Genomic DNA, 9299 nt, shown 5'->3' on the forward strand with positions numbered 1-9299 from the left:
CAGGCGGTCAGCCCGCGCTCGGGGCCCAGCCGGCCCGGCCGGGTCTCCTCCCGCGCGGCCTCGCCCATCCGACGGCCGCGCCGTTCGGCGGACCGCACGGCTGCCTGCGCGGCGTTCTCGTCGGCGCCCTCGGTCAGGACGGCATCCAGCAGAAGGTCCGCCAGGAGTTCGTGGCGCCGCTCGGGGATGCTGACCGTGATCTGGGCGTCGGTGGGCTCGTACACCTTCGGCCGCCTGCCGACCCTGCGGATCCCGCCGGGGGTTTCGTAGCGGGCGCGCAGCAGGCCGGCGTCGACGAGCTTGTCGAGGTGGAAGGCGGCGAGTTTGCGCGAGATGCCGACACTGGCGGCGGCCTCGTCGCGGGTGACGGCGCGGCGGGCACGGCGGATGAAGGCGAACATGCGCCGCCGTGAGTCCTCGCTCAGCACGCTGACGGCGTCGATGGCGGTGCCGGCCGCGTCAGCCCGCGGAGTCGGGTCAGAAGCCACAAGACCACGATAACTCCCATCCGCGTGGGCGCAAGTGTTCCTTTGGCGTTCTGCGCTGGGTGTCTTGACGCCTCTCTCGATAAAGCCAAGACTTGTTGGTGGAATCAAGGGGAGGTTGCGATGGCCCATGAGTCCCGGCTTCAGGCGAAGCACCCGGTCAGCGCCTCGCTCACCGCCCCGTACGGCCACCCGTTCCACCCGGTCCTGGTGACCGTGCCGATCGGTGCCTGGGGGCAAGCCTGGTGTTCGACCTCGTTTCCCACGTCGTGCAGCGTCCTGGACCCTTCGCGCAGGCTCACAGCGGTTGATCCCCGGCCTGTTCGCCCCGGCCGCCTCCGGCGTCGTCATCGCTCGGGAGTTCCCCATGGACATCGCCGCACTGATCACCTGGGCGGTCACCGCCCTCGGCGGCCTCCCCCTGCCCGCACCGGTCGTCTTCGGGCACTTCACCCTGACCGCGATCGGTCCGGTGGTGCGGATCATCCATGTCGGGGGCGGCTGACATGACCGAGCGCCCGCACCACGCCACCGCCCGCACAGCTGCGTACGGGGACGGAACAGCACCTGCCCGGCCCGCCCTGCGGGTGGTCCACGAGCCCGGCGGTATCGACCTGGCCGCCGCGGAAGCCGCGGCCGGCCGGTTCCTCGACGCTCTCGGCATCTCCACCGCCTCGGAGAGCCTGCGCGGCACACCGGGCCGGATGGCCCGCGCGTACGCCGAACTGTTCAGCCCGCGCCCCTTCGACCTGACCACCTTCCCCAACGACGAGGGCTACGACGAACTCGTCCTGGCCCGCCGCATTCCGGTCCGAAGCGTCTGCGAGCACCATCTGCTGCCGTTCGTCGGTACCGCCCACGTCGGCTACCTGCCCGGCGCCCGGATCCTGGGCCTGTCGAAGCTGGCCCGTGTCGTCGAGCACTTCGCCTGCCGGCCGCAGGTCCAGGAACGCCTGACCAAACAGGTCGCCGACTGGCTGCAGAACCACCTGGAGCCCAAGGGCGTCGGGGTGGTGATCGAGGCCGAGCACACCTGCATGACCCTGCGCGGCGTCCAGGCCACCGGCTCCAGCACCATGACCTCCACCCTGCTCGGCCTGCTGCGTTCCGATGCCCGGTCCCGCAGCGAATTCCTCGCCCTGACCGGCGCGTCCTGATGTCCAAGCCGCACCGCGTCCTGAGCGCCGTCGACGTCCGGCACGAACAGGACGGAACGGCACGCCGGCTCCGGCCGGAGGCGAAAACCCATGGGTGCGACGCAGTTGCCGCCAGGTGCATCCCGACGTCGCGGTCACGCCCTCCGAACCTCACTGCGTCAGCCGGCATGGGCCGGTCTCAGAGGACGGTTCGTGGTCAGATCCTCAAGATCCCCTGGTTGCGGCACGCCGAACGCGGCAAAGATCCTCGGCGAGACCGCCGGCATCGGCCGGTTCCGCACCAAGAGTGCCTACGCCCGCCACAACGGCACCGCACCACTACCCGTGCGGTCCGGCAACCGCGAGCGCCATCGCCTCGCCCGCGCCCACCTTCAGCGACGCAAGGAAGGGGGCAACAGCACCACCGGAGCCATACGCGCGCTACGACGACTCTCCGACGTCGTCCACCGCGCCCTCCTCAACGACGCCCCCGTCGGCACTCACCAGGGCTCCCTCCGGAAAGCAGCCTGATCGACACAGGAGCAAGAGGAGGCAACCCACGGCCACGGCGTGAAGGAACTCAACGCCAATCCTCGCCCGGTCCTTCGGCAAGGGGACGGGCGAAGCCCGTGCCCTCGACCATCGCCGCAATCTCCGCAATCTCCGCAATCTCCGCAGTGATCAGGCCTCCCCGCGCGAGACGCTGACGGCGGGCCGGGGCGGAAGGGGTTTCCGTCCGGCGCGCCGTCCGCGCCGGTGATCTCGCGTAGGCCGTCAGCAGCCGATGGGGGTGGAGCCGACGGCCACGTCGTCGAACCAGAGTGTGTCGTCGCCCGTCCCATAGCTCTCCCAGCCCAGGCGGAGGGCGGTGGGCCGGGGCGGGATGGTGCGGGCAAGCCACTGCTGGTCGATGTCCTGGGTGGGGACGCCGTCCGCGTGCAGGCCCGGGACCTGTTCGTCGCCGAGCCAGGTGTCGAGCTTGGGCGCCGTCGTGTCGATCGCGAAGCGCAGGCACTGCCAGCTCCCGGTCGGCAGCGGCCTGCTCTGCGCCACGCCCGCCGGGCTCTGCGCGGGCAGGGTGGCGTCGTCGGTCTCCCGGTTCCACTGGAGGGCGCCGTTCTGGCCGCCGACGCGCAGCGCCCGGCCGCCCTGGGAGCTGTCGGGCAGGGAGACGAAGGTGACATGGGCAGCGGGGAGCGCGGTGGTGTGCCGCACCCACATGCGCACGTACATCAACGGCCCCACCGACGACAGGTTCGCGGTGGAGGCGACGAAGGCGTGGTTGCAGTAACCGGCCCTGCCGTCGATCCGCAGCGACCTGCCGCCGCTGTGCGCGACCGAGGTGTCGACGGCCGCGGTTCCGGTGCCCTGGCAGTCGGGCGCGGCGAACTGCCAGGCGCCGGAGGGAGTGGTGCCGGTCTGGTCCTCGAAGCCCGAGCAGACCACGGCGCTGCCGCAGTCGGCGGAGGGCGGCGGGGTCGTGGGCGGCGGGGTGGTCGGCGGCGGGGTGGTGCCGGTTCCGCCGCAGACCACCCCGTTGAGGGCGAAGTCGGTCGGGGCGGGATTGGCCGAACTCCAGGTGCCCTGGACACCGAACTCGGCGGAGCCGTCGGTGGCCACAGAACCGTTCCAGTCCGCGTTGACGGCGACGACGGAGGCGCCGGTCTGGGTGACGGTCGCGTTCCACGCCGATGTCACCCGCTGGCCGTCGGCGTGGGTCCAGGTCAGACGCCAGCCGTTGACCGCCGGGCCGAGATTGGTGACCTTGACCTGGGCCGTGTAGCCACCGGCCCACTGGTTCACGGTGTAGTCGACCCGGCAGCCGACCTCCGCGGCACTGGTGGGTGTCGTGATGAATCCGGACACCAGCAGGGCGACGGACCCGGCAGCCGCGAGGGCCGCCGTCCAGGACCGGCGCAGTAATCGCGAGTGGGGGGTGCGCACGTATGCCTCCAAGGGAAGGATGCGGGACATGGGAGCGCTCCCACCCATAACAGCGGCCAGGGCCGCACGCCGTCAACGCACGGGACGGCCAAGGTGGCCGCGGCGCGCCGCCACCCTGTGAAGCTGATCACCGCCGGCCCGGTTTTGATTGAACATTGAACTTTCAAGGCATAGTGTCGGTGCCGCAAGTCGATCCCCCGGGATCCACCAGTCATTGTGAGGAAGTTCCCCCATGTCGCTCGCTCTTGACCCCGCCGCCCAGGACCTTCTCTTCCGTGAGGCCCGCACTGCGAACACCTTCACCGCCGAACCGGTGTCCGAGGAGCAGGTCCAGGCGATCTACGATCTGGTCAAGTACGGCCCGACGTCCATGAACCAGTCGCCGCTGCGCATCACCCTGGTCCGCTCCGCCGAGGCCCGCGAGCGTCTCGTCCAGCACATGGCGGAGGGCAACCGGGCGAAGACCGCCACCGCCCCCCTGGTCGCGATCCTCTCCGCGGACAACGAGTTCCACGAGGAGCTGCCCCACCTCTTCCCGCACTTCCCCCAGGCCAAGGACGTCGTCTTCAGCGACCGTGGGGTGCGGGAGAGCCAGGCCGCCCTCAACGCCGCCCTCCAGGCCGCGTACTTCATCATCGGCATCCGGGCCGCGGGCCTCGCCGCCGGTCCGATGACCGGCCTGGACTTCGAGGGCGTCCGCAAGGAATTCCTGGACGACGACCACACCCCGCTGATGGTCGTCAACATCGGCAAGCCGGGCGAGGACGCCTGGTACCCGCGCTCCCCCCGTCTGGAGTTCGACCAGGTCGTCACCACGGTCTGAGCCGGCTCGGCGACGGGGATCCGGACCGGGTTCCGCCCCTGTTCTCCCGTGGGCTTTTGCGACAGCCGACGCGATGCCCGCCACGCTCACCCACCGTGACGCCGCGGCCTACGGGGACCGGCCCTTCGACCGCTTGGCCCCGAAGGCCGCTCACACCGTTCCGTACCTGATGCCGGAGGCCTGCGACGCCGCGACCGCGTCTTTCGGGGCGGGGCAGCCCAGGCCTTCCACGATCCGGCCGATGGCCTCCGGTGTCGGTCAGTAAGCTTTTTCCAACCCACCTATGAAGTACGGCAGTTGGGCTGACAACGTGGTGAAGCCCCTGGTGGATGGGTTTTCGACCGAGAGAACCGTCTCCACCAGAGGCTTCACGTGCTTGTTCACCCGGTGGGCGTCGACGTGTCCGGCTCTGCCCTCCGCTTCCTCACACAGCAGGTGCGGCGGCACCGCCGTGCGATCGGCTCCCGTCGGCGGCGCCTGAGCGCCGGCCGCCAGGCCCTGCCCACACTCGCCCACCTGCGGGGCGGGGCACACATATGCCCGGCTCGCGGCCGGGTTCGACGTCGGAACCACGACGGCCTACCCCATGTCACCGAGGCTGTCGAGCTCCTGGCCGCCCTCGCCCCCGGCCTCGCCGACGCGGCGCGGACCGCGTCGGTGAAGGCGTGTCCGATCCCGGACGGCACGCTCCTGCCGATCCAAGTGGCTGCCGAGAAGCTGACGAGTTCGGCTCCCACGCGTCGTGCGAGAGCCGACGGCGAGGTGACACCGCGGGGTGCCACGGCCGGTTGACAACTGGCGGTCCTTGAAAAGCCGGGTACGGGTGGGAGCGGCCCGCTCCGTGCCCCACCGTTTCTCACGGCTCCACGGACTGCGCGTCGGGAGCGGTCTCGGCCTCGCCCGCGCCATCGACGATCTCTGCGATCCCGTCGCACGACGGTGCGCGGCGCTTGCCCTCGTGCGTGCCGGATCAGGCTGCGAGGGCGCGGCCTGTCAGCGGTGGTTCCTCCGAGCAGGGCGCCGGGCGGCGCAGCAGGCCCCTGCCACGGGGCAGGCCGGCAAGCCGGACACCGTCCGGCCTGATGCTGACCATTCGCTGACCCGGAGGCGGCGATCAGGGCACTGATCCGCCCCTCACGGACGGCCGGAATCGGCGTACGCAACGGCCTTCAAGACCTTCGTGACGATCGCCGCGGGGGCTCGGCCACCCGGGGTTCGGTGTACGCGCCCTCCGCGTCGTCCGGTATCTCCCACGAGGTGCGCGGGAGACCCTGCTGCGCGAGGACCCTGAACAGTTCTCTCGACGAGGAGCGCGCCGTGCGCCCTTCGCCGGAACAGCGGTCGTCGCGCAGCAGCTCAGGCCGCCGGCGCCCGACAGGTCAGGTGGCGAACTCGTGACGCCCCGGGGGAGCGGCGAAGACGGCGCAGCCGTCCTCCGTGCGCAGGAACTTCGCCGCGCCATGGGCGACCTGGTCCGCGCCGCCTCCAGTGACCGGAATCCAGACCTCGGCGGCGGTGTTCGCCGGAACGGTCAGCGACAGACGGAAGCCGTCCTTGCCGGCGGTCCAGCGCGTCGCGATCGGGCCGTGCACCGACTCGAGCCGTCCCCGCGCCCGGGTCACGCCCCCACCGGGGCGCGGCCGGACGCGGATCGCGCGAAAGCCGGGGGCGGCCGGGGCGATGCCGGCGATGTTCTCGTACATCCAGGCGCCGACGGATCCGTACGCGTAGTGGTTGAAGGAGTTCATGCCGGCGTCCTGGAAGGAGCCGTCCGGCCGGATGGAGTCCCAGCGCTCCCACATCGTCGTCGCACCCCGGTCGATCTGGTAGCCCCAGCTCGGAAAGGAGCGCTGTGTGAGCAGCCGGTACGCGATGTCCGTGTGCCCGGTGTCCGTCAGCACCGGCAGGAGCCGCGGTGTGCCCAGGAACCCGGTCGACAGGTGCCAGTCCTTGGAGCGGATCAGTTCGACCAGGCGCCCGGCGGCCGGGCCGCGGTCGGCGTCCGTCAACAGGTCCATGGACAGCGCCAGGACGTAGGCGGTCTGTGTGTCGCCCTTCACCCGTCCGCCGTCACCCACGTATGCGGCGCGGAACGCGTCGCGCACGGCGCGGAACAAGTCGGAGCAGGGCTTGGGGTCCTTGCCGAGTGCCTCGGCGGTGCGCGCCACCAGATCGGCCGAGTGTGCGAAGTAGGCCGTGCCGATGACGTCCTTGGGCGTCTCGTCCTGCACGTTCAGCCAGTCCCCGTATCCCTCGGCGGGCCTCAAGTAGCCCTTGCTGTGGGCCTCCAGGTAGTCGAGCCACTTCAGCATCGACGCCCAGGACTCCTCCAGGACCCGGGTGTCGCCGTACGCCTGGTACAGCGCCCATGGCACCGTCACTCCGGCGTCGCCCCAGCCGGCGGCGCCGTGCCCGAGGCCGCTGACGATCGGGGCCACATCGGTGAACGCTCCGTCATCGGTCTGCGCGTCGCGCAGATCGGTGAGCCATTTGGTCAGGAACCGCGCGGATTCCATGGTGTACGTGGCCGTCGGTGCGAAGACGTTGATGTCGCCGGTCCAGCCGAGCCGCTCGTCCCGTGCGGGCGTGTCCGTCGGGACCGAGACGAAGTTGCCGCGCTGGCCCCACGTGATGTTGCTGTGCAGCTGGTTGAGCATCGGCAGGTCGGTCTCGAAATCCATCGTGAACGGTGCCGACGTGTGCAGGACCCGCCCCTCGACCGCGCTCAGCGGGGGCTTCCCGGGCCAGCCGGTCACCTCGACGTAGCGGAACCCGTGGAAGGTGAAGCCGGGCTCGTACGTCTCCTTGCCCTCGCCCTTGAGGACATAGGTGTCGGTCGCGCGCGCGGTGCGCAGGTTCGCCGTGTAGAGGGTGCCGTCCGGGTTCAGCACCTCCGCGTGGCGCAGCCGCACCGTGGTGCCGGCCTTCCCGGAGACGGTGAGGCGAACGGTCCCGACCATGTTCTGGCCCAGGTCGTAGACGAACACGCCGGGCTTCGGCTCGGTCAGCTTCCTGGCGGGCAGGGTCCGTCCGAGGCGGGTCGCACCGTCGACCTGCGCGACGACCGTCGCGGTGACCTCGTCGACCGTCTCGGCCCCGGCCCATGTGCCGTCGTCGAAGCCCGCGCTGGTCCAGCCGTCCGTCTCCAGACGGGCGTCGTAGTCCTCCCCCGCCATCAGGTCGGCGTTGGTGACGGGCCCCGTGGAGGCGCGCCAGTCCGGGCCCGAGACGACCTTCTGCGTCGAGCCGTCCGCGTAGGTGACTTCCAACTGGGCCAGCAGTGCGGGCCGTTCACCGTACTGGTGGGGACCCAGCCAGGCGATGCCGCCCGCGTACCAGCCGGCGGCCAGGGTCACTCCGAGCGCGTTCCTGCCGGGCGAGAGGAGTTCCGTCACGTCGTATGTCTGGTACTGGACCCGCTTGCGGTAGTCCGTCCAGCCGGGCGCGAGCCGGTCCTCCCCGACGCGGCGGCCGTTGAGTTGCGCCTCGTACAGGCCGAGGGCCGTCGCGTACAGGCGCGCCCGCGTGACCTTGCCGCTCCTGAGGCGGAACTCGTGCCGCAGTTGAGCGGCGGGGGCGTGGGCCGGGGTCACCCTGCCCCAGGGCCCGGAGCCCCACACGGCGAGCACCTTGGCTGTCGGCCAGGTGGCGTCGTCGAACTCCGGCGTGGTCCAGCTCGCTGACGGCTCCTTGTCGTTGGCTTTCCAGTCGGCGCCGGCGGGCACCGAGCGCACCGTGCCGTCCGCCAGCGTCAGCTCCAGGGCGACGAGGAGGCCGGCGGGGCTCTCCGAGGCGTTCGTCGCCGCGACCGCGAGGACGGCCGTACCGGAGCCGAGTTGCGCCGTGACGTCGGTGAGGGCGGGGCGACGCCAGTTCTCGGCGGCGCCGTCCGCTTCCACGTGGGCCACCCGCACACCGTTCACGTACGCCGTGCAGCCGTCGTCGGCGTTCGTCACCAGGCGCGCGCGGGTGACACCGGACGGGACCTCGACGCGGGCCCTGAACCAGCGGGTACCGGCCGGTGCGCTGCTCGCCGGGTCCCCCTCGGGAAACCAGATCCACGAGACGTCCTCGAGGTCGGGCGCGCCGACCAGCGCGGCGGGCGCGGCGATCCAGTGCGCCGACCAGTCGTCGAGCCCCGTCTCCCACCAGGACGGGGCGCTCCATTCCGACGCCTTCCCCGGGGCGTCCCAGACACGTACCTGCCAGTGATAGCGGGTACGGGGCTTGAGGGCCGGCCCCGTGTACGGCACGAGGACGGAGCGCCGCGAGGTGACCCTGCCGCTGTCCCAGACGTCGGGGCGGACGAGCCGGCCGGGCGATGTGGCCACCCGGACCTGGTACGCGTGCTGCGCTCCGTCGCCCGACAGCGGCCAGCTCAGCCGAGGGCGCGCGACATCGATCCCCAGCGGCCTTCGGACGTACTCGACCGTGGGTGTGCTGACGCGCAGCGACTCTCCCGACGGGCGCGGGGCGACGGCGGAGTCGGGGGCCGCGGCGCGCGCGACGGGAGTGGTGAGGGCGGTGGCCAGAGCGGCTGTGCTGGTCGTGCTGAGCAGTCGTCTTCTACTGATCACGATCGGCTCCGTTTGGCGACTCGGCAATGAATCGATTCAGGCGGAAGTTAGGGATACGCACATCCTCTGTCAAGGGCTTCGGGTTCGAAATTGTCAGCCCGGGAGCCCTCCTCGCCAGAACGATTGACGCGGTACGCGGACCAGGGGTAGCTTTCCCGCCGACTTCATTGAATCCATTCACAGCACGCTGCGCGCCGGACGCAGCCGCCGCGGGCCACGCGGGGCGGGTCGTGGCACGGGGGTCCTCGGGAAGGGGTCCGGGCCGGTTCAGCGGTGGCGGCCCAGGGTGGACTCGCGTACCACCAGGTCGTGGCCCGGCCGCAGCCGGCGCGGC

General features: G+C 71.2%; 7 protein-coding genes and 1 pseudogene. 5 read left to right on the plus strand and 3 right to left on the minus strand.

Features of this window, described 5'->3' with window-relative positions; all coding sequences use genetic code 11:
- The coding region (locus RH94_RS42390; protein WP_234425538.1) for a helix-turn-helix domain-containing protein at window positions 1-488 on the minus strand (488 nt) is incomplete at its 3' end.
- A 304-nt stretch (window positions 489-792) separates the two neighbouring features.
- Here RH94_RS42390 and RH94_RS41165 point away from each other — a divergent pair.
- The 3 genes from RH94_RS41165 (at window position 793) to RH94_RS04565 (ending at window position 2152) form a co-directional block, all read left to right on the plus strand.
- The gene (locus tag RH94_RS41165) at window positions 793-990 is read left to right on the plus strand and encodes a hypothetical protein (protein WP_199880868.1); all 198 of its coding nucleotides are present in this window, start codon (window positions 793-795) and stop codon (window positions 988-990) included.
- A 1-nt stretch (window position 991) separates the two neighbouring features.
- Window positions 992-1642: a GTP cyclohydrolase I FolE gene (gene folE, locus RH94_RS04560; RefSeq protein ID WP_079188894.1), complete on the plus strand. Its 651-nt coding sequence runs from the start codon at window positions 992-994 to the stop codon at window positions 1640-1642.
- Between the two features lie 192 nt (window positions 1643-1834).
- Window positions 1835-2152 (plus strand): transposase, encoded by a 318-nt coding sequence (locus RH94_RS04565; protein WP_073946362.1) that lies wholly within the window; start codon window positions 1835-1837, stop codon window positions 2150-2152.
- Between the two features lie 243 nt (window positions 2153-2395).
- On the opposite strand, the gene RH94_RS04570 is transcribed toward RH94_RS04565, so the two are convergent.
- Window positions 2396-3595: a cellulose-binding domain-containing protein gene (locus RH94_RS04570; RefSeq protein ID WP_073946363.1), complete on the minus strand. Its 1200-nt coding sequence runs from the start codon at window positions 3593-3595 to the stop codon at window positions 2396-2398.
- A 202-nt stretch (window positions 3596-3797) separates the two neighbouring features.
- Between RH94_RS04570 and RH94_RS04575 the strand changes: the two genes are divergently transcribed.
- Window positions 3798-4388 (plus strand): malonic semialdehyde reductase, encoded by a 591-nt coding sequence (locus RH94_RS04575; RefSeq protein WP_073946364.1) that lies wholly within the window; start codon window positions 3798-3800, stop codon window positions 4386-4388.
- 372 nt (window positions 4389-4760) lie between these two features.
- Window positions 4761-5105, plus strand: a pseudogene (locus RH94_RS42395) (transposase family protein); the annotation flags it as partial.
- Between the two features lie 662 nt (window positions 5106-5767).
- Here RH94_RS42395 and RH94_RS04585 read toward each other — a convergent pair.
- On the minus strand, window positions 5768-8965 hold the full coding sequence (locus tag RH94_RS04585) for an alpha-L-rhamnosidase (RefSeq protein ID WP_073946366.1): 3198 nt from the start codon (window positions 8963-8965) through the stop codon (window positions 5768-5770).
- Between the last annotated feature and the right edge of the window lie 334 nt (window positions 8966-9299).

Source organism: Streptomyces kebangsaanensis (assembly GCF_001906585.1).
Lineage (GTDB): Bacteria > Actinomycetota > Actinomycetes > Streptomycetales > Streptomycetaceae > Streptomyces > Streptomyces kebangsaanensis.